Source organism: Methylophilus sp. DMC18 (assembly GCF_056314005.1).
The window spans coordinates 181184-200185 of sequence record NZ_JBQUZE010000002.1; the positions used below are offsets into that span (position 1 = coordinate 181184).

A 19002-nucleotide genomic window follows, 5' to 3' on the forward strand; every position below is an offset into this window, starting at 1 on the left:
ACGGTTTTAAGCTTAACGGTAATCACATGCTAAACATCGAAATTGACGGCAAACCTCTAGAAGTCGAACATGGCAGCACCATTATTGATGCGGCCGATGCGGCAGGGATCGCCATCCCGCGTTTTTGTTACCACAAAAAGCTGTCGGTGGCCGCCAACTGTCGTATGTGTCTGGTGCAGGTAGAAAAATTCAACAAACCGCTGCCTGCCTGTGCAACCCCGGTGGCGGATGGCATGAAGATTTACACCCGTAGTAAATCTGCCGTGGAAGCTCAGCAAAGCGTGATGGAGTTTTTGCTGATTAACCACCCGCTGGATTGCCCGATTTGCGACCAGGGCGGTGAATGTGATTTGCAGGATATTGCCGTCGCTTATGGCGCGTCTGGCTCACGCTATACCGAAGAAAAACGCGTGGTCTTCAACAAAAACATTGGTCCGCTGGTCAGCACTGACATGACACGTTGTATCCAATGTACCCGCTGTGTGCGCTTCCTGAAAGAGGTAGGCGGCATGCAGGAGCTGGGCTTGGTCAATCGTGGCGAGCATGCCGAGATTACCGCTTATGTTGACCAGTCTGTGAACTCCGAACTCAGTGGCAATATTATTGATTTGTGCCCGGTGGGCGCGCTGACCAGCAAGCCTTTCCGTTACTCTGCACGCAGCTGGGAGCTGGTGCGCAGACCTTCGATTGCGCCGCACGATGGCTTGGGTTCGCACATTGAAGTCCACGTCAAAGATCATAAAGTCATGCGTGTGTTACCGCGTGAAAAAGAGTCGATTAACGAATGCTGGCTGTCTGACCGTGACCGTTTCTCCTACGAGGGCTTGAACAGTGCGGACCGCCTCAAGGTGCCCATGATCAAGCACAACGGGCAATGGCAGGAAACTGACTGGAAAACAGCCATTGAGTTTGCAGCGGGACAGCTCAAAGACATTACCAAACAATATGGCGGTGATGCCTTGGGCGTGCTGGTTTCTCCGAATAGCACCATGGAAGAAGGCTACCTGATCAAGCAGCTGGCAGATGGCCTGGGCTGTGGCAACGTGGATTACCGCCTGCGTCAGACAGACTTCCGTCTGGATGGCAAACGTACCGGCACCCCATGGATGGGTTGCAATATTCAGGAAATCGAAGAGCTGGATCGCATCCTTCTGATTGGTTCGAATATCCGCAATGAACATCCTTTGCTGGCACAACGTATCCGCAAGGCCGTTTCCAGAGGGGCTGAATTATGTATTGTCAGCCCGCTCGATAACGATCCATTGATGGACATTGCACATAAAGTCATTGTGCGCCCGAACGACATGGTGAATGTGTTGGGCCAGATCCTCAAAGCCATGTCTGGCTTGCAAAAACTGTCGCTATGCTTGCCACCCACCCTGAACAAGTTACTCGAAGAAATCCAGGTGCGTCCCAATACGCAAAAAATTGCAGAGTGCCTGGCAGGTATCAGCGACGACTTGATCCTGATTGCACCCAAGGTTGGTATTTTTCTAGGCAATATGGCTTTGAGTGATCCCCGTTTTACCGAGATGTACAGTATGGCTGAAGCCATTGGCGGCATCAGCGGTGCGAAAGGCGGTATTTTACCGCCAGCGGCAAACAGCACCGGCATGCATTTGATGGGTGTCATGCCTACAGCCACAGGCATGCACGCACGGGCTATGCTGGAAGTCCCACGCAAAGCGTATCTATTGCTCAATATTGAGCCTGAGCTGGATTGTCAGCATGCCGCACTGGCAGCCGATGCCATCGCCAAAGCCGAGTGCGTGATTGCCTTGACCGCGTACAAGTCTGCAGCACTCGACAACGCCGATATCCTGTTACCGATCACGCCATTCACCGAGACCTCTGGCAGCTTTATGAGCATGGAAGGGCGTGTACAGAGCTTCCAGGCTGTGACGCGTCCTCTCGGCGAAGCGCGCCCAGGCTGGAAAGTCCTGCGTGTGCTGGCAAATACGCTGGATTTTCCTGGCTTTGAATACAACAGTTCCGACGAAGTGAAAAATGCCATCTTTAATGGTGAGAAGCCCTCGGCCGTGGTCTGGCGCAGTCTCAACAACAACCTCAAAGAGCTGGTAGAAATTCAGGTGAATATCAAGAAACAAGGCCTGCAGCGAATTGGTGAAGTGCCACAGTACGAGTCTGACCCGATCGTGCGCCGTTCTGCGCCCCTGCAAAAAACCAAATACAACATCCGTCCGATGGCGCGGATGCATGCTGACCAATTGGCAGAGCTTGGCTTGCAAGATGGCGACATCGTTGTCGCCCGTCAGGATAAAGGCAGTGCCGTGCTTAAAGCGCGTCTGGATAACCACGTTGCCAAAGGCTGTGTGCGTGTGGCTGCAGCGCATCCACTCACTGCGGGTCTTGGCGATTTGATGGGGGACATCACCATTGAAAAAGCGTCTGCCGAGCAAGTGGCAATTTACGAAAAACAACTGACCGAGATGGCATAACATGCATTTCTTTGCTGAATTATTTGGTTCCTACTGGACAGACGTACAACTGGTCGTGTGGACACTGATTAAAATTGTGGCGATTGTGCTGCCATTGATGATAGGCGTTGCCTACCTTACACTGGCCGAGCGTAAAGTGATTGGTTACATGCAGGTGCGTATCGGTCCCAACCGTGTGGGCTACTGGGGTTTGTTGCAACCATTGGCAGATGGCCTCAAATTGCTGTTTAAAGAAATTATCCTGCCGACTGCGTCTAATAAAGCATTGTTTTTTATTGGCCCAGTGCTGGCAATTGCTCCGGCGTTTGCAGCTTGGGCTGTGGTGCCTTTTGATGCCACACTGGTGTTGGCCAATGTCGATGCAGGCTTACTCTATATACTGGCGATGACTTCGGTGGCTGTCTACGGCGTGATTATCGCCGGTTGGGCGTCTAACTCAAAATATGCGTTTCTGGGGTCCTTGCGTTCCGCAGCACAAATTGTCTCGTATGAGATTGCCATGGGGTTTACACTGGTCGGTGTGTTGATGTGTGCCAACTCACTGAATTTGGGCAAGATTGTGATGGGGCAAGAAGGAGGCTTCTGGCACTGGTACTTCCTGCCGTTGTTCCCGCTGTTCGTCGTCTATTTTATTAGTGCGGTGGCTGAAACCAACCGTGCGCCGTTTGACGTCGCCGAAGGTGAATCTGAAATCGTGGCAGGTTTCCATGTAGAGTACTCGGGCATGGCCTTTGCGGTGTTCTTCCTGGCTGAGTATGCCAATATGATGCTGGTGTCCATGCTGGCCGCATTGATGTTCTTGGGCGGTTGGTTATCCCCGGTGCCGTTCTTGCCTGACAGTATTGTATGGTTGCTGGCAAAAGTCGCTTTCCTGTTGTTCCTGTTCTTGTGGTTCCGCGCTACCTTTCCACGTTATCGCTATGACCAGATCATGCGTTTGGGTTGGAAAGTATTTATTCCCATCACGCTGGTCTGGATTATTGTGGTCGGTGGCATGATGCAAACCCAGTGGGCTTATTTATTCCACTAACTGGACAATCGCACGGACAACGTATTTGGAAACCTTACCATGTTGAACGCAATTAAAAATACATTAGGCAGTTTGATGTTATGGGAGATGCTCAAAGGCATGGCCCTGACTGGACGCTATTTCTTCGCCAAGAAAATTACTATTCAGTACCCGGAAGAGCGTACGCCGCAGTCCAACCGTTTTCGTGGCTTGCACGCCTTGCGCCGCTACCCGAATGGTGAAGAGCGCTGCATTGCCTGCAAGCTGTGTGAAGCAGTCTGTCCGGCGATGGCGATTACGATTGAATCCGAGCAGCGTGATGATGGCACCCGCCGTACCACGCGTTATGACATAGACCTGACCAAGTGCATTTTTTGCGGTTTTTGTGAAGAATCCTGCCCAGTGGATAGCATCGTGGAAACACGGATTTTTGACTACCACGGAGAGCAGCGCGGCGACTTGCTGTATACAAAAAAAATGTTGCTCGAAGTGGGTGACAAATACGAGGCGCAAATTGCAGCAGACCGCGCCCAGGATAAAGCTTATCGATAAGCGCGGACAGGAATCCTAAATGTTATTTACCGATATTGTTTTTTATGTGCTGGCAGCGATTCTGCTGTTCTCTGGCATCCGCGTGATTACTACGCGTAACCCCGTGCATGCTGCACTGTTTCTGGTGCTGGCATTTTTTACGGCGGCAGGCATCTGGTTGTTGCTTGAAGCTGAGTTTCTCGCCATTGCCCTGATTCTGGTGTACGTGGGGGCGGTGATGGTGCTGTTCCTGTTTGTGGTTATGATGCTGGACATCAATATCGACAAATTGCGTGAAGGCTTCTGGTCTAACCTGCCATTGGCGTTGACCTTTGGCGTGGTCATGATGGCCGAAATGGTGATGGTGCTTTCCGCCAAAAACCTCAATCCAAGTCAGGCGGTGTCTGCACCGGCAGGCTTCAGTAATACGGCTGCGTTGGGCAAGGTATTGTATACCGACTACTTGCTGCCGTTTGAATTGGCTGCGGTAGTGTTGCTGGTGGCGATGATTGCCGCCATTGTGTTGACCTTGCGCGAGCGTAAAGACAACAAATCCATGAATCCGGCCGAGCAGGTCAAAGTGAAGCGTAACGATAGATTGCGTATTATCTCTATGCCTGCCGAAGTCGAAGTGCCAGCACCGTCTGCAGAGGAGAGTAAATAATCATGGTCGGTTTGTCTCACTACCTGATTTTGGGGGCGCTGATGTTTGCCATCAGTGTGATTGGTATTTTCCTCAACCGCAAAAACGTCATTATTTTGCTCATGGCAATTGAGTTGATGCTGTTGGCCGTTAACCTGAATTTTGTGGCTTTTTCGCATTACCTCAATGATATTGGTGGCCAGGTATTCGTCTTTTTCATCTTGACGGTGGCTGCGGCGGAGTCTGCAATTGGTCTCGCGATTCTGGTCGTATTGTTCCGCAACCTGCGTACCATCAACGTCGATGATCTGGATCAATTAAAAGGTTAAGCGTCATGACAATAAAACAAATCCTGATCTTGATTCCGATGTTGCCTTTGCTGGCTGCGGCCGCTGTTGGCCTCTTTAGGAATTACTTACCACGCTGGGCCGCACATGTGTTGACCATCGCTGGCGTCGGCGCGGCATTTGCCTTGTCTGCCTACATTTTTAACCAGACCCTGAATGGCTTCACGCTCAACGAAGCGGTGTATACCTGGCTCAACTCGGGTGACGTGCATTTTGAAGTGGGCTTCCTGATTGATAACCTGAGTGCCATGATGATGGTCGTGGTGACTTTTGTGTCACTCATGGTGCATATTTATACCATCGGCTACATGGAAGAAGACCCAGGCTATAGTCGCTTCTTCAGCTACATTTCGCTGTTTACCTTCTCCATGCTGATGCTGGTCATGAGCAACAACTTCATGCAGTTGTTCTTTGGCTGGGAGGCGGTCGGTCTGGTGTCATATCTGCTGATTGGTTTCTGGTTTACACGTCCCACCGCCATTTACGCCAATTTGAAAGCCTTTCTGGTTAACCGGGTAGGGGACTTCGGTTTCCTGTTGGGTATAGGCATGGTGCTGTATTACTTTGGTAGCCTGGATTACGCCACCGTGTTTCAGCGCGCCCCTGAGTTTGCCAATACACAAGTTAACTTGATTGGTAGTTGCAACTGGTCCCTGATGACAGTCACTTGCCTGTTATTGTTTGTCGGCGCCATGGGTAAATCTGCACAAGTTCCGCTGCATGTCTGGCTGCCAGACTCCATGGAAGGTCCAACACCAATTTCTGCGCTGATTCACGCGGCGACCATGGTGACCGCCGGTATCTTTATGGTGGCACGCATGTCACCTTTATATGAATTGTCTACCACGGCCTTGTCGACCGTGATGGTGATCGGTGCGATTACTGCCTTGTTTATGGGCTTCCTGGGTATTATCCAGAACGATATCAAGCGCGTGGTGGCCTATTCGACCTTGTCGCAACTCGGGTATATGACTGTTGCATTGGGTGCATCAGCCTATTCCGTGGCCATTTTCCACCTGATGACCCATGCATTCTTTAAGGCGTTGTTATTCCTGGGTGCCGGTTCTGTGATTATGGGTATGCACCACGACCAGGATATCCGCAACATGGGTAACCTCAAGAAATACCTGCCGGTCACCTGGATCACCTCTTTGATCGGTTCTCTGGCCTTGATTGGCACGCCGTTCTTTGCCGGGTTTTATTCCAAAGACAGCATCATCGAAGCGGTTGAGTTGTCGCATATCCCCGGCAGTGGCTTTGCCTATTTCTCTGTGATTGCCGGTGTGTTCGTGACCGCATTCTATTCTTTCCGTTTGTACTTCTTGGTATTCCACGGTGAAGAAAAGTGGCGCCATGCCAAACATGATGACCATGCACATGTCGCACATGCAGGCGCACACCATGACGACGCGCATCATGACGATCATGCACATGACGAAGAGCATCATCATGGCCTGGGACCAAACGATGATCCGCATGAGCCAGGCTGGGTTGTTACCTTGCCATTGGCGTTGCTGGCGATCCCCTCACTGGTGATTGGTTACATTGCACTGGAACCGATGCTGTACGGTGATTTCTTCAAAAATGTGATTTTTGTGAATCCTGAAGCGCATCCTGCCATGGAGCACCTCGCCCATCACTACCACGAGTTTATGCATAGCCCGGCAGGCATGGCGATTCATGGCTTTACCAGCCTGCCATTTTTCCTGGCGGCCTCCGGGGTGGCACTGTCATGGTTCTTCTATATGAAGCGTCCGGATATCCCTGCTGCAATCAAAGACCGCTTTATCGTGATTTACAACATTCTCGAAAACAAATACGGTTTTGACAGCTTTAACGAGAAGTTTTTTGCCGGAGGTTCACGCTGTCTGGGCGGCTTGTTGTGGAAGTTTGGTGACATCACGTTGATTGATGGCGCCATGGTCAACGGCACCGCCAATACCATGGGCAAGATTGCTGCCAAGATACGCACGCTGCAATCCGGTTTAATTTATCACTACGCCTTTGCCATGATTATTGGCGTATTCCTTCTTATGACTTTCTTTATCAAAATTAACTAATGATGCAAGCCGACCTCACAAGTATTTCCTGGTTAAGTCTGGCCGTCTGGCTGCCGGTATTGTCTGGCGTGCTGGTGTTGTTGCTAGGCGGTGACCAAAAGGCCACATTGACTCGATGGCTGGCATTGGTAGGTAGCCTGGTCAGTTTTCTGGTGACTGTGCCGCTGTACACGCAGTTTGATATTCACGACGGCTTCTTCCAGTTTGAAGAATTGCTGCCTTGGGTACCGGCCTTCAATATGCATTACCACCTGGGGGTCGACGGCTTCTCAATGCCGTTGGTGCTGTTAACCAGTTTTACCACGGTGATTGTGGTACTGGCAGGTTGGGAAGTGATTACCAAACATGTGGCACAGTACATGGCGGCCTTCCTGATCATGAGCGGGATCATGATTGGTGTGTTCACCGCGCTTGATGCGATTCTGTATTACGTCTTCTGGGAAGCGATGCTGATTCCGATGTTCCTGGTGATTGGCATCTGGGGCGGGCCTAACCGCGTCTACGCTACCATCAAGTTTTTCCTGTATACCTTGCTGGGCTCCTTGTTGATGCTGGTCGCTTTTATTTACCTGTATCACCAGACTGGCAGTTTCGAGTTAGCTGATTACTATTTGTTACCGCTCAGCCTGCAAGCGCAAATCTATATTTTCATCGCCTTCTTCATGGCATTTGCGGTGAAAATCCCGATGTGGCCAGTGCATACCTGGTTGCCGGATGCGCACGTTGAGGCACCTACGGGTGGTTCTGTGGTGCTGGCGGCCATTGCACTGAAACTTGGCGGCTACAGCTTTCTGCGATTTGCCATGCCGATTGCTCCGGATGCAGCCCATTACTTCACTTCAGCCATGGTCGCGCTGTCGCTGATTGCAGTGGTCTACATCGCACTGGTCGCGCTGGTGCAAAAAGACATGAAGAAGCTGATTGCTTATTCTTCGATCTCGCACATGGGCTTTGTCACTTTGGGCTTCTTCATGTTTAGCCAGTTGGCGCTTGAGGGGGCCTTGGTGCAAATGATTTCACATGGCTTTATTTCTTCTGCGATGTTCCTGAGCGTAGGTGTGTTATATGATCGCGTCCATAGCCGTGAAATTTCCGCGTATGGTGGCGTGGTTAACAAGATGCCTGTGTTTGCCGCCTTTGCCGTGTTGTTTGCCATGGCCAACAGTGGCTTGCCTGGCACCTCCGGCTTTGTGGGCGAGTTTATGGTGATTCTGGCCGCAGTCAAATTCAATTTCTGGGTGGCTTTCTTTGCTGCGACGACCTTGATATTTGGTGCCGCCTATACGCTGTGGATGACCAAGCGTGTGTTCTTTGGCAATGTGACGAATCATCACGTGGCCGAACTGAGCGACCTCAGCAAACGTGAGTTCCTGATCTTGGGTATTCTGGCCATCTTGGTGATTGGTTTCGGCGTCTATCCACAAGCACTGACCGAAGTGATGCAGGCAACCAGCACAGAGTTCCTGAAACATATGGCGATTTCCAAATTGCCCGTCACAGGCTATTAAAAGCAGGATTTTAAAAAATGGATAATATGCAATTTGACTTGCTCGCCCTGTTGCCGGAAATGGTTGTATTGGGCATGGCCATGCTTATTTTGTTGCTGGATTTGTTCATCCTGCCACAAAACCGCTTCATGATTTATGGTTTAAGCCAACTGACCTTGCTTGCGGCCGCCTTCCTGACTTTTAAAACACATACACCAGCGGTGGGCTTTGCCTTCTCGCATATGTTTATCGACGATACGCTGTCAGACGTCATCAAAATGATGATGTATCTGGGCACCTCGTTGATCCTGGTATATACGCGCAAATACCTGCAAGACCGTAACCTCTATCGTGGTGAGTTTTATGCCATGGTCCTGTTTGGCTTGCTCGGTATGATGATCATGGTGTCAGGCCACAACCTGCTGACCATTTATATGGGCCTGGAATTGCTGTCACTGTGCCTCTACTCTCTGGTAGCCTTTGATCGAGATAATCCAAGAGCGTCCGAGTCGGCCATGAAATACTTTGTGTTAGGTGCACTCGCTTCAGGGATGCTGCTATATGGCATGAGTATGCTGTATGGCATGACTGGCAGCCTGGATGTCAGTGATATTGCCAACAGCATTAGTCAGCAGCCCAAGAGTCCGGTGCTCATCATGGGCCTGGTGTTTCTGGTTGCCGGTATTGCCTTCAAGTTTGGCGCTGTCCCGTTCCAGATGTGGGTGCCCGATGTCTATCAGGGGTCGCCAACTCCGATGACACTGTTAATTGGCTCCGTGCCAAAATTGGCGGCTTATGCGATGACCGTGCGTCTGTTGGTGCAAGGCCTGCACCCGCTAGCCATGGACTGGCAGGATATGCTGATGTTAATGGCGGTGTTGTCCATCATCATCGGTAATTTTAGCGCGATTGTGCAGACCAACCTCAAGCGTATGTTGGCATATTCCACCATTTCGCATGTCGGTTTCATCCTGTTCGGCATGATGAGTGCCAATGCCAATGGTTTTGCTTCCAGCTTCTTTTACATCAGTGCCTACGTCCTGATGTCAATTGCCGGCTTCGGTATCATTCTGCTATTGAGCCGTCAGGGCTTTGAAGCCGAAGAGATCAATGATCTCAAAGGGCTTAACCAGCGCCATCCATGGTTTGCTTTCCTCATGTTGATCATTATGTTCAGCATGGCCGGTATCCCGCCTACCATTGGTTTTTATGCCAAATTCACCGTATTGCAGGCCGCCTGGCAAGCCGGGTTCACCTGGCAGGTGGTGTTTGCCGTGCTGATGGCGACCATTGGTGCGTTTTACTACCTCAACATCGTGCGTAAAATGTATTTCGATGCACCGGAAGACCATACACCGCTGTCCGCACCGATGGATATGCGCTTTATCCTCAGTGTGCATACCCTGGCGTTGCTGGGCTTGGGCTTGTTCCCTGAAATTCTATTAGGCGTCTGCGGGCATAGCTTGCTGATGAGTCTGCAATAAAATGGCTACCAAACTCATTTTTTTGTTGCTGATGTTGTTTTTGGCAAACCTGGCCTGGATTTCGGATAAGTGGCTGGGTTTGATCGGCAATATTCAGCAGCTATGGCAGCGTTTTGCCGCCATGTTGCCTGCCTACTTCATCACGCTGCTGATTGGCTATCTGGTTGAGCGTTATGTGATGGGACAAGTCTGGCCGCAAGGCTGGGAGTTTTACAGTGTCACGCTATGCCTGTTTCTGGTGTTTTCATTCCCGGGCTTTGTCTATCGGGTACTCTGGAAATAAAGCCTGCGTGAATGTACAGGGGCTCATCCTTGGCATGCGCTCATCGCATAAGCACCCGTCATATTTAATTCATCAATCTTTCACGCTAATTTAAAGCATCAGGTTCAGACTAAGCTTACCCAACAAGCATAGTCGGGGGAAGCCCCGGAAAGGACCTGCGATGCTGAAACTACAACAAACACTGGGATGGGTGCAGTCGGTCGATAGCCGACTGTGTGTCAAAGTCAGCCATACCGGACAATATCGCCTGATACGCAACCTGTTTCGCGCCATTTCGCGTATGGGCGATGGCATGTTCTGGTATTTGCTCATGCTGGTGATTGCCATCAGCCAGGGCCAGCACGGTCTTTACGTCTGCCTGCATATGTTGACCGTAGGACTGAGCGGTACACTGGTCTATAAATGGTTGAAACATCGCACCAGCCGTCCACGACCCTTTCAGGTGCGTCAGGATGTCTTGTTGAGTGGCACGCCGCTGGATTACTTCAGTTTTCCTTCAGGGCATACCTTGCACGCGGTGGCGTTTGGCATGGTGGCCGTGCATTATTACCCGCAACTGTTTCCTGTCGTTTATCCGTTTGTCGTGTTAGTCGGCATCTCACGTGTCGTGCTGGGTTTACATTATCCGAGTGATGTCTTGGCAGGAGGATTGATTGGGTACACGCTGGTCGCTTTGTACGCACCGCTGTTTTAATCGTCATACACATGCTTTAGTATGCGTGAAAACGGATACCTTGGTATCCGTTTTTGTTTGTGGCCGCTCACGCCATCAATGGGTGTCGACCAACTGATTCACCAAATGCATGACAATTGGTCGCACAATCAGCACACAACAGAAAGCGACAGGCATCGCGAGTGTATAAGCGTGGATGACACGCGTCACATAACCGGCTTGCAAGCCACTGTTGGCGGCCACAATGACCATAGACATCAAAAAGGCCATGATGCCTGCCATAAAAAAGGCAAACACATAAGGCGTAAATTGCTTAGGGATCTTGCGGAAAGTCGTTCTGGTTTGATTCATGGTGGTTCTCCTAATGTGTGGTGACACTATAAAAGCTCACACAGTTGCCGGGTAGAGGCTTGAAGATTTAATCACTATAAAGTTAAACTATCGAATCAATCATGCTATTCGATAGTTTATGGATACCTTAAGAAGCATAGAAAGCTTTGTAAAAGCGGTACAGGCCGGCAGTATTGCGGCGGGTGCGCGTTTGCAAGGCATTACAGCGGCAGCGGCCAGCCAGAATATCCAGCGGCTGGAAAAGTCATTGGGGACGCGCTTGTTGATGCGAACCACGCGCAAGCTGGCGCTGACAGAAAGTGGTGCGCTTTATTATGCAGAGGTCCAGCATCTGGTAGACGTGCTGGCCAGGGCACAATCGGCCATTACCGAGTTTCACGGGCAACCGCAGGGGCGCTTGCGGATTGGTTCCTCGGTGGCTTTTGGCCGTCATGTCTTAATGCCGTTGATCCCGGCATTTAGCCGCCGTTTTCCGCAAGTGTCTCTGGAGCTGATTCTGTCTGATCGTAGCCTGGATCATGTGGCAGAGGATATCGATATCAGCATCCGTTTCAAACAGCAGTTAGAGCCAGGACTGATTGCCAGGAAAATCGCGACCGTCCCCGTGCTATTTTGTGCTGCACCGGACTATCTGCAACGCAAAGGCCTGCCTCAGGCCCCAGAAGACTTATCGCAACATGATTGCCTGTTGTTCCGCATCCCGGTGGATGGACGCTTGTTGAACTGGAGTTTTAACCGGAATGGCATGTTATACGAGCCTGAAATCATCCCCAGCATTGTCTGCAATGATATCGACTCCATTTTTCAACTTGCTTTGGCGGGGGCGGGAATTGCGCGCCTGGCCGCATTCGTCGTCAATCACGCGATTAAAAAGGGAACGCTGATCCCGCTGTTTCAGCCTTTCGCCCAACAGCCGGAGGCGATGGCAGCCGAGAGCGTACCCTTAGAGTTTTATGCCTGTTATCGCGACAAGTACGCCATGACCAACAAGGTACGCGCATTTATGGATTATCTGGTGAGCGCGATCCCGCAGTCTTGGGAATGAGGCCCAATGCGGCACGCAAAGCCTGAGCCTTGATCAAGGCAATATGCTGTTTTTGACGAAGATTGTCGCGGCATCTTTCAATTTGTCAAATACTTGTTGCTAATATTTGATATTACGTGCATAGTACCAACTCACGAAGTTCAAGTAGTGTTGTTGTTCCCCGGTTCTATCTTTTGGTTCTATCGTTACTTCTCGCCATCTTGATCCTCGTTTTAATGGGCAACCGCCCGCATTTTTATTTTTTGTACAAGGATTTATTATGGTGACAGGTTCTGTTAAATGGTTTAACGACTCTAAAGGTTTTGGTTTTATTACTCCGGATAACGGCGGCGAAGATTTGTTCGCGCACTTCTCTGCAATTCAATCTGCTGGCTTCAAAACACTCAAAGAAAACCAACGCGTGAGCTTTGAAGTGGCAACAGGCCCTAAAGGCAAACAAGCGGCAAACATTCAAATCATTGAGTAATTCAATGGTTTTCGGCAAGGCTGTGTATGCAGCCTCCGAGAAAAGCCCGGAGTTTCCGGGCTTTTTTATTTTGAAACGACTTATTTTTTAGGGGGATAGCGATGGCTAAAGAAGAATTAATCGAAATGCAGGGTGCAGTGACGGAAATTTTGCCTGATGCCCGTTATCGGGTGAAGCTGGATAATGGTCACGAGTTGATCGCTTATACCGGTGGCAAAATGCGCAAACACAAAATCCGTATTTTGGCTGGCGATAAAATCACCATTGAAATGTCCCCTTATGACATGGACAAAGGCCGGATTATTTTCCGCCACCTTGAGCCGCGTAAACCTTTTTAAGCGCTGTCACCTAGCATACGCGCTACTTAACTGAGTTGACCTATCTGCTGCAAGACGGTCTGTAGCGCTACTCTGTCCTGATATATTGTGTTTTCCAACTTAAGGAAGGCTTCAATACGCGTGCGCAGAATCCGGTAGGCTTGCTCAAAGCTGGCCGTAATCTCAGCCTCGGTGCCAGTCGCCTTGGCTGGATCATCCACCCCCCAATGTGCACGGAGCACATTGCCTAGATAGGCAGGGCAGGTTTCACCGGCTGCGTTGCTGCAGACGGTGATGACAATGTCAGGTGTTTCCCCAATCTCGTCCCAGGACTTGCTGAAATAGCCTGTTGTGGCAATGCCTTTGGCCTGCAGCAGGGCAATTGAGCGAGGATGCACCTCACCCGTAGGATGGCTGCCGGCACTTTGTGCCCGCATGCCTGCCGGCGCAAGGTGATTAAAGGTGGCTTCGGCAATGATGGAGCGGCAGGAGTTACCGGTACATAAAAACAGGATGCGCATATTACACACTTTCATACCAATGTTTAGAACGGTTCACGATGGCGACGATAGACAGCATGACTGGCACTTCTATCAACACACCGACCACTGTTGCAAGTGCGGCGCCCGAGTCAAACCCGAACAAAGCAATCGCTGTCGCCACAGCAAGTTCAAAAAAGTTAGACGCGCCAATCAGTGCAGAGGGGCCCGCCACACAATGGGCGACCTTGAATTGTTTATTCAGCCAGTAGGCCAGCAGGGCGTTGAAATAGACCTGAATCAAAATCGGCACCGCCAGCAAGGCAATCACCAAAGGTTGCGACAGGATTTGCCCACCTTGGAAAGCAAACAACAACACCAGCGTCAACAATAATGCCGCCATGGAAAAGGGTTGGATGGTTTGCAGGGTGGCTGCGAATCGATGAGGCCCTTTTGCCAGCAGCCAACGCCGTAGTAGTTGACTCAATATCAATGGCACAACGATAAACAGGCTCACTGACACCAGCAAGGTTTGCCAGGGGATGATAATGCTGGAGAGGCCCAGCAGGAGTGCGACCAGGGGGGCAAACGCGATCAGCATGATCGCATCATTGATGGCCACCTGCGACAAGGTGAATTTGGGCTCGCCCTGACATAAATTGCTCCAGACAAATACCATGGCCGTACAGGGTGCGGCGGCCAGTAAAATCAGCCCGGCAATATAACTGTCAATCTGCTCGGCGGGTAACCAGTCGGCAAACAGGTGACGAATGAACAGCCAGGCGAGCAAGGCCATGGAAAACGGCTTCACCAGCCAGTTAATCACCAGGGTGACCGTGATGCCCTTGGCATGCCCCAGTACCTCGCGCATGGCGCCAAAATCCACCTTGAGCAGCATGGGGATAATCATGAGCCAGATCAGGGCGGCCACGGGCAAGTTCACCTCTGCCCATTTCAACGCTCCCAGCGCCTGAAAAAAATCTGGGGCAAGTTTGCCCAGTGCGATGCCGGTGATAATGCACGCCAGTACCCACCAGGTCAGATGGCGCTCAAAATTTCCAATACCTGAAGCTTGATTTGTCATCGGCTTAAACATCCTTCTTTTTGATTTGAATACTGACTGGCTGTGCCATCGGGGTGCAGCAGGGGGCTGAAGCCGCTGTTTTCCCTGCATCGTTAAACGTAGGTGCACTTTCCAGCGTCAGATAGCTTTCCCAGGCCAGGCCAGAGGGGTCCTGCACCCAATGTTTATCCGATTTGGCATAACAACAAGTGGTGTCGGTTTGTGATAACACCGCCATGTCTGCCGCTTGCAATCGTGCCTGAATCACTTCCAGTTCATTGGCGGTTTCTACTTGTATGCCAACGTGATCCAGCCCCGGCGCCTGGCCGCGGGCACTGATGGCAAAATTCACGCGCGGATCTTCAAGCATCCATTTAGCATAGTCAGCCTTTTCAACGCTAGGACCAATCCCAAATAGCGTCGAATAAAAGCGGATGCTCTGTGGCAGATCGGTCACGCGGACATGCAGGTGCATACGTTTCATCGGGTTTCCTTGGAGGTTGGTAAACATTGCAGATCAGGGCAACAGCTGCTATCGCCGCCACAGCAGTTTTCGGTGAGATAAGCCAGTAAGCCATTCATCTGTGCATAGTTGGCCGTGTAATAAATAAAACGGCTTTCCTGGCGGGCGCAAATCAGGTTGGCATGGGTCAGCGCCTTCAAATGAAAAGACAGCGTGCTGTTCGCAATCTGTAATGCGTCTGACAGCACGCCGGCCGCCAGGCCTTCCGGCCCTGCCTGGACCAGGCATCTAAAAATGTCCAGTCGTGCTGATTGGGCAATGGCAGACAGTGCAGTGAGCGCTTGTTCTTTATTCATGTTTCTATATTTCCACAAATATGGAAACATATCAAGTGCTGTGTCTGCTGAAAAAATACAGCAGGGATTGCAGCGAAGAAAAAGCCCTGCAAGGCAGGGCGGGTGTGTTTATTCAGGCGAGGGCAAGAGTCATTGGGTTAAGCGTTGCAGCCAAGCTGTGATCAACAAAATGCTGACAGAATTGGCAGTTTTCTAGTGTCAGTTCGAATGACATTGGCTGTAAAAAGAACGGTAGCCAAGGTTTGCGGTAAGGCGGGCAGCTCGGTAGTCATGTATATATTCTATGTCAACGCTTTTTTCAGTGCGGCCTCCTGAGTGCTCCCCCTTGCTGGAATCTCTGCCAATATATTTATGAATATGGCCGTAAGAGTACGCTGATGGAAGCGATGCAGATGAACAAGGCACGGCCTATGCTTGCAAGGAAGCGTTGTACCAGAAGGCCGTCGAGCAATACGTGCAAGGGTCTGCCGCCTTTCTGGTAGCGGCGCTGAGCCAGCCGACCGCGCGACAGGTGATAGAGCACATCCCTACGCAAGCCGCCACTATGCTGGCTGAAACCCACCATCCTGCAGGGTGTCAGGTTACACAAGGCGCACTGGCTTGCAGCACCGAAGCCGAAGTCATGAAAGCCTTTTTGAATGGCTATCGCATGACCATGGAGCAGAAATTAGGCAAGCGCTTTTCGATTGCGGTACAAGCGGGAGAAATTGCGGCTAGTGTAGAGATAGGCTTGCTGGCCAACCTGGTAATGACCGTCCATCAAGGCATGACCATACAAGCCGTGCATGGCGAGTCAGGAGGCGCTTGCGTCGATAGCCAGCACCATGGGCCGGTGATTGACGCAAGACTTCATGCCGACCCAAACAACGACTGAGCTTCGTTAAATGGCATTACGCACCAAGGTCATGGCCGCCAGTTTGGCACGGTTGGCGGCGCCAGTATTGGGTGTGAGGCGCTCCACCAGGGCAGCGCCTTCAAACAGAATGGTCAACTGCTGGCCGAGCGCTTCCGGGTCTTTGGCACCTGCGTCGCGGGCAATCTTGCATAAAAAGCCTTGCAACTCCTTGGATAGCACCACTGAGTATTGATTGATCGGATGATCTTGCTCAGGAAATTCGACGGCGGCAATGTGAAAGGGCAGGCCGCGAAACGCGGGCTGGCTGATCCATTGCTCCATCAATTCACACAATAACAGCAATAACTCCAGCGACTCTGCCTTGCGAGAGGTGAGTTGAGCGGTGAGCCAGGCGTAAAATTTGTCCGATTTGTCACGCAAATAGGCGGTAATCAGCAGATTCTTGCTCGGAAAGTGTTTGTATAGCGTCGCCTTGGCAACTCCGGCTTCGAGGATAATGGTATCCACGCCAGAAGCCTGGATGCCGCGGCTGTCAAACAGCGTGCTTGCAATGTTCAGAATTTTATCTCGCATGTTCATCTGGTATATCCCTTTTTTCCCGATTCAGGCCTAGTATTTTTATTCTCTTGGTAAACGATCCCGTCCTTGCGGACGCATCAACTCTTGCGGATACAAGCAGCTGACATAGCCCAGGGCTTGTCTTAAATGCTCCACTTGGTCCACATCCACCTTGCCTTCAGTCACAAACATCAAAAAGGCCTGACGCTGGGCTTCTGGTAACATCGCTGCCTGCGGTAACTGGCAACTGCCACTTTGCATTTTCTGGTAGGCCAGGTTGAGTAAACTCAATGTCACCGGGTCTGCCGTGCCGCCGCCAGCGTGGCTGACTGCGGTCTCTAATGGGGAGGCCTCTTCTGTGACAGGCTTGTGTGGGGCCGTACTCAAGCTCATCCAGATCACGCAGAGGCTGACCAGTGCACCAAATGACCAGCTGCGCTGCCATGTTGTGCTGCCCAATTGGCTATGCACAGACTGCTCAAACAATTGCCATGCACGCGCTGACCCAGTTTGTGTATGCACCTGTATCGCGCCAACGGCCAGGAAAAACCACTGGTCGAGCAGGGCGGCTGGCAGGGCTGCACTGGATTGCTGTTGCGCCTGCTCCAGTAATTGCCGTAATGCCGCAATATCCTGCGCATTCAACGCAACCGCCTTGCCGCTGCGTTGAATGCGTTGCTGGTTCCAATCCATCAGTGCATCACGCAACTGGTAAAACGGGGCATGTTTTGCCCATTGCCGCAGCCCCAAGCGCCACAGCGCCTGGCTGGCATAGGTCATGCCCCTGCGCGTCATGGACTGCCTGGTCTGATTCACAATCGCTAAAAAATTCACCCGGTGACCCCTAAAATTCGCTTGCTTTTTTTTTGTTGGCTGAAGTAGACTGGAAAAAAGTGAACAGACCTGTCTGCATATTATCGTGTGACTGGCTAAAATGCAAGCAGGGGTTCATTCATCTTTTCAGCGGCCCGATTGGCATCATAGCCCTGGCTGCATTGCTTAACAAGGGATAGACAATGACATCTGCATCTGTAGCAAGCCAACTGGCGGACTGGCGCGATCATGCGCTGACGCTGGAGCATGAAGTGAAAAAAGTGGTGGTGGGTCAGGACCAGGCCATCCGCGCCATTAATATTGCCATTTTTGCCCGCGGTCATGTCTTGCTCGAAGGTGGCGTGGGGGTGGGTAAAACCACCTTGCTACAATCGATTGCGCGGGGGCTGGGCGGCGCTTATGAGCGGATTGAGGGCACGGTAGACCTGATGCCCAATGACCTCATTTACCATACTTTTCTCGGTGAAGATGGTCGCCCCAAGGTCGAAGAGGGGCCTTTGCTGCGCGCCGGTGAGCAACTGTCGGTCTTTTTCTTCAACGAAATCAACCGTGCCCGCCCGCAAGTCCATGCCTTGATGTTGCGGGTCATGGCCGAGCGTCATGTCACCGCCTTTAAAAAAGAATACCGCTTGCCGCATATGCTGGTCTTTGCGGACCGTAACCAGGTCGAGAAAAATGAAACCTTCGAGATTCCTTCCGCTGCGCGCGACCGGTTCATGATGGAAATCCCGATTGATATTCCAGACGATCGCGATTTGCGCAAGGCCTTGATGTTTGATGTCAAATTCCAGCATGCAGAGCGCCTCACGCAGCAAGTCCAGTCCGGCGTGCTGGCCTATGATCAGCTGAATGCGTTTTCAGATGTGCTGCAAAGCCATATTCAGGCCAGTGACGTGTTACAGGAGTATGCGCTGGATTTATGGCAGGCGACGCAATCCCCGGCAGCGTTTGGCGTGCGTCTGGAGAGTGTGGATGTTAACCGCCTGATTCATACCGGCGCCAGCCCGCGCGGCATGGGGATGCTGCTCAAGGCCGCGCGCGTGCATGCCTGGCTCATGCAGCGCGAGCATTTGTATCCAGAGGATATCCATGCTGTCTTTCATGAAATCATCGCGCACCGTTTGGTATTGAATCCGATGTTCGAGAGCCGCCGTACGCAACTGTCCCGTGAGCTGACCCAGCAGATTCTTGCCACGGTCAGCGTCCCGGAACGGGCCAAAGCCGCATGATGCCAGACC

General features: G+C 51.4%; 22 protein-coding genes. 15 read left to right on the forward strand and 7 right to left on the reverse strand.

What is annotated here, in order from left to right; genetic code table 11:
- Positions 1-26 precede the first annotated feature (26 nt).
- The 10 genes from nuoG to ACT53G_RS04825 all read left to right on the forward strand — a co-directional run bounded on the left by nuoG (position 27) and on the right by ACT53G_RS04825 (position 10997).
- Positions 27-2459 carry an NADH-quinone oxidoreductase subunit NuoG gene (gene nuoG, locus ACT53G_RS04780; protein ID WP_476168848.1) on the forward strand — a complete coding sequence of 811 codons (2433 nt, stop codon included), beginning with the start codon at positions 27-29 and terminating at the stop codon, positions 2457-2459.
- A gap of 1 nt (position 2460) precedes the next feature.
- Positions 2461-3489, forward strand: a complete 1029-nt coding sequence (gene nuoH, locus ACT53G_RS04785; RefSeq protein WP_194748171.1) for an NADH-quinone oxidoreductase subunit NuoH — start codon at positions 2461-2463, stop codon at positions 3487-3489.
- Between the two features lie 39 nt (positions 3490-3528).
- A complete protein-coding gene (gene nuoI / locus ACT53G_RS04790) occupies positions 3529-4020 on the forward strand; it encodes an NADH-quinone oxidoreductase subunit NuoI (protein ID WP_228518756.1) in 492 nt (163 codons plus the stop codon).
- 19 nt (positions 4021-4039) lie between these two features.
- The gene (locus ACT53G_RS04795) at positions 4040-4663 is read left to right on the forward strand and encodes an NADH-quinone oxidoreductase subunit J (RefSeq protein WP_194748170.1); all 624 of its coding nucleotides are present in this window, start codon (positions 4040-4042) and stop codon (positions 4661-4663) included.
- Positions 4664-4665: 2 nt separating this feature from the next.
- Positions 4666-4971: an NADH-quinone oxidoreductase subunit NuoK gene (gene nuoK, locus ACT53G_RS04800; RefSeq protein WP_194748169.1), complete on the forward strand. Its 306-nt coding sequence runs from the start codon at positions 4666-4668 to the stop codon at positions 4969-4971.
- 5 nt (positions 4972-4976) lie between these two features.
- Positions 4977-7049, forward strand: coding sequence for an NADH-quinone oxidoreductase subunit L (nuoL, locus tag ACT53G_RS04805; RefSeq protein WP_476168849.1), 2073 nt, complete (start codon positions 4977-4979; stop codon positions 7047-7049).
- A complete protein-coding gene (locus ACT53G_RS04810) occupies positions 7049-8557 on the forward strand; it encodes an NADH-quinone oxidoreductase subunit M (protein ID WP_194748167.1) in 1509 nt (502 codons plus the stop codon). The genes nuoL and ACT53G_RS04810 overlap by 1 nt, the downstream gene beginning before the upstream one ends.
- Positions 8558-8574: 17 nt before the next feature.
- A complete protein-coding gene (nuoN, locus tag ACT53G_RS04815) occupies positions 8575-10020 on the forward strand; it encodes an NADH-quinone oxidoreductase subunit NuoN (RefSeq protein ID WP_476154243.1) in 1446 nt (481 codons plus the stop codon).
- A 1-nt stretch (position 10021) separates the two neighbouring features.
- Complete coding sequence (locus ACT53G_RS04820; protein ID WP_476168850.1) at positions 10022-10303, forward strand: DUF2818 family protein; 282 nt, start codon at positions 10022-10024, stop codon at positions 10301-10303.
- Positions 10304-10463: 160 nt separating this feature from the next.
- Positions 10464-10997: a phosphatase PAP2 family protein gene (locus ACT53G_RS04825; protein ID WP_313988330.1), complete on the forward strand. Its 534-nt coding sequence runs from the start codon at positions 10464-10466 to the stop codon at positions 10995-10997.
- Positions 10998-11072: 75 nt separating this feature from the next.
- On the opposite strand, the gene ACT53G_RS04830 is transcribed toward ACT53G_RS04825, so the two are convergent.
- Positions 11073-11327 carry a DUF2798 domain-containing protein gene (locus tag ACT53G_RS04830; protein ID WP_275355790.1) on the reverse strand — a complete coding sequence of 85 codons (255 nt, stop codon included), beginning with the start codon at positions 11325-11327 and terminating at the stop codon, positions 11073-11075.
- A 118-nt stretch (positions 11328-11445) separates the two neighbouring features.
- Here ACT53G_RS04830 and ACT53G_RS04835 point away from each other — a divergent pair, with 118 nt between their 5' ends.
- From ACT53G_RS04835 to infA, 3 genes are all read left to right on the forward strand, one after another.
- Positions 11446-12372, forward strand: coding sequence for a LysR family transcriptional regulator (locus ACT53G_RS04835; RefSeq protein WP_476168851.1), 927 nt, complete (start codon positions 11446-11448; stop codon positions 12370-12372).
- A 259-nt stretch (positions 12373-12631) separates the two neighbouring features.
- Positions 12632-12838 carry a cold-shock protein gene (locus ACT53G_RS04840; protein ID WP_018985697.1) on the forward strand — a complete coding sequence of 69 codons (207 nt, stop codon included), beginning with the start codon at positions 12632-12634 and terminating at the stop codon, positions 12836-12838.
- Between the two features lie 101 nt (positions 12839-12939).
- A complete protein-coding gene (infA, locus tag ACT53G_RS04845) occupies positions 12940-13176 on the forward strand; it encodes a translation initiation factor IF-1 (protein ID WP_018985695.1) in 237 nt (78 codons plus the stop codon).
- A 26-nt stretch (positions 13177-13202) separates the two neighbouring features.
- Here infA and ACT53G_RS04850 read toward each other — a convergent pair whose 3' ends face one another.
- Genes ACT53G_RS04850 through ACT53G_RS04865 form a run of 4 tightly spaced genes read right to left on the reverse strand, consistent with a single transcriptional unit; the run spans position 13203 to position 15516 of the window.
- Positions 13203-13676: an arsenate reductase ArsC gene (locus tag ACT53G_RS04850; protein ID WP_476169012.1), complete on the reverse strand. Its 474-nt coding sequence runs from the start codon at positions 13674-13676 to the stop codon at positions 13203-13205.
- Position 13677: 1 nt separating this feature from the next.
- Positions 13678-14718, reverse strand: a complete 1041-nt coding sequence (gene arsB / locus ACT53G_RS04855) for an ACR3 family arsenite efflux transporter (RefSeq protein ID WP_476145545.1) — start codon at positions 14716-14718, stop codon at positions 13678-13680.
- Between the two features lie 4 nt (positions 14719-14722).
- Positions 14723-15181, reverse strand: a complete 459-nt coding sequence (locus ACT53G_RS04860) for an ArsI/CadI family heavy metal resistance metalloenzyme (RefSeq protein ID WP_476168852.1) — start codon at positions 15179-15181, stop codon at positions 14723-14725.
- Complete coding sequence (locus ACT53G_RS04865; RefSeq protein WP_476168853.1) at positions 15178-15516, reverse strand: ArsR/SmtB family transcription factor; 339 nt, start codon at positions 15514-15516, stop codon at positions 15178-15180. Before ACT53G_RS04865 ends, ACT53G_RS04860 begins: the two co-directional genes overlap by 4 nt.
- A 427-nt stretch (positions 15517-15943) precedes the next feature.
- Between ACT53G_RS04865 and ACT53G_RS04870 the strand changes: the two genes are divergently transcribed.
- Positions 15944-16390 (forward strand): hypothetical protein, encoded by a 447-nt coding sequence (locus ACT53G_RS04870; RefSeq protein ID WP_313988309.1) that lies wholly within the window; start codon positions 15944-15946, stop codon positions 16388-16390.
- Positions 16391-16396: 6 nt separating this feature from the next.
- On the opposite strand, the gene ACT53G_RS04875 is transcribed toward ACT53G_RS04870, so the two are convergent.
- Both ACT53G_RS04875 and ACT53G_RS04880 read right to left on the reverse strand, forming a co-directional pair.
- Entirely contained in the window at positions 16397-16951 is a 555-nt protein-coding gene (locus tag ACT53G_RS04875) for a TetR/AcrR family transcriptional regulator (RefSeq protein ID WP_275355772.1), read from the reverse strand.
- Between the two features lie 39 nt (positions 16952-16990).
- Positions 16991-17764 carry a hypothetical protein gene (locus ACT53G_RS04880; RefSeq protein ID WP_476154255.1) on the reverse strand — a complete coding sequence of 258 codons (774 nt, stop codon included), beginning with the start codon at positions 17762-17764 and terminating at the stop codon, positions 16991-16993.
- A 182-nt stretch (positions 17765-17946) separates the two neighbouring features.
- Between ACT53G_RS04880 and ACT53G_RS04885 the strand changes: the two genes are divergently transcribed.
- Entirely contained in the window at positions 17947-18993 is a 1047-nt protein-coding gene (locus tag ACT53G_RS04885) for an AAA family ATPase (RefSeq protein WP_379075591.1), read from the forward strand.
- Positions 18994-19002: the final 9 nt, after the last annotated feature.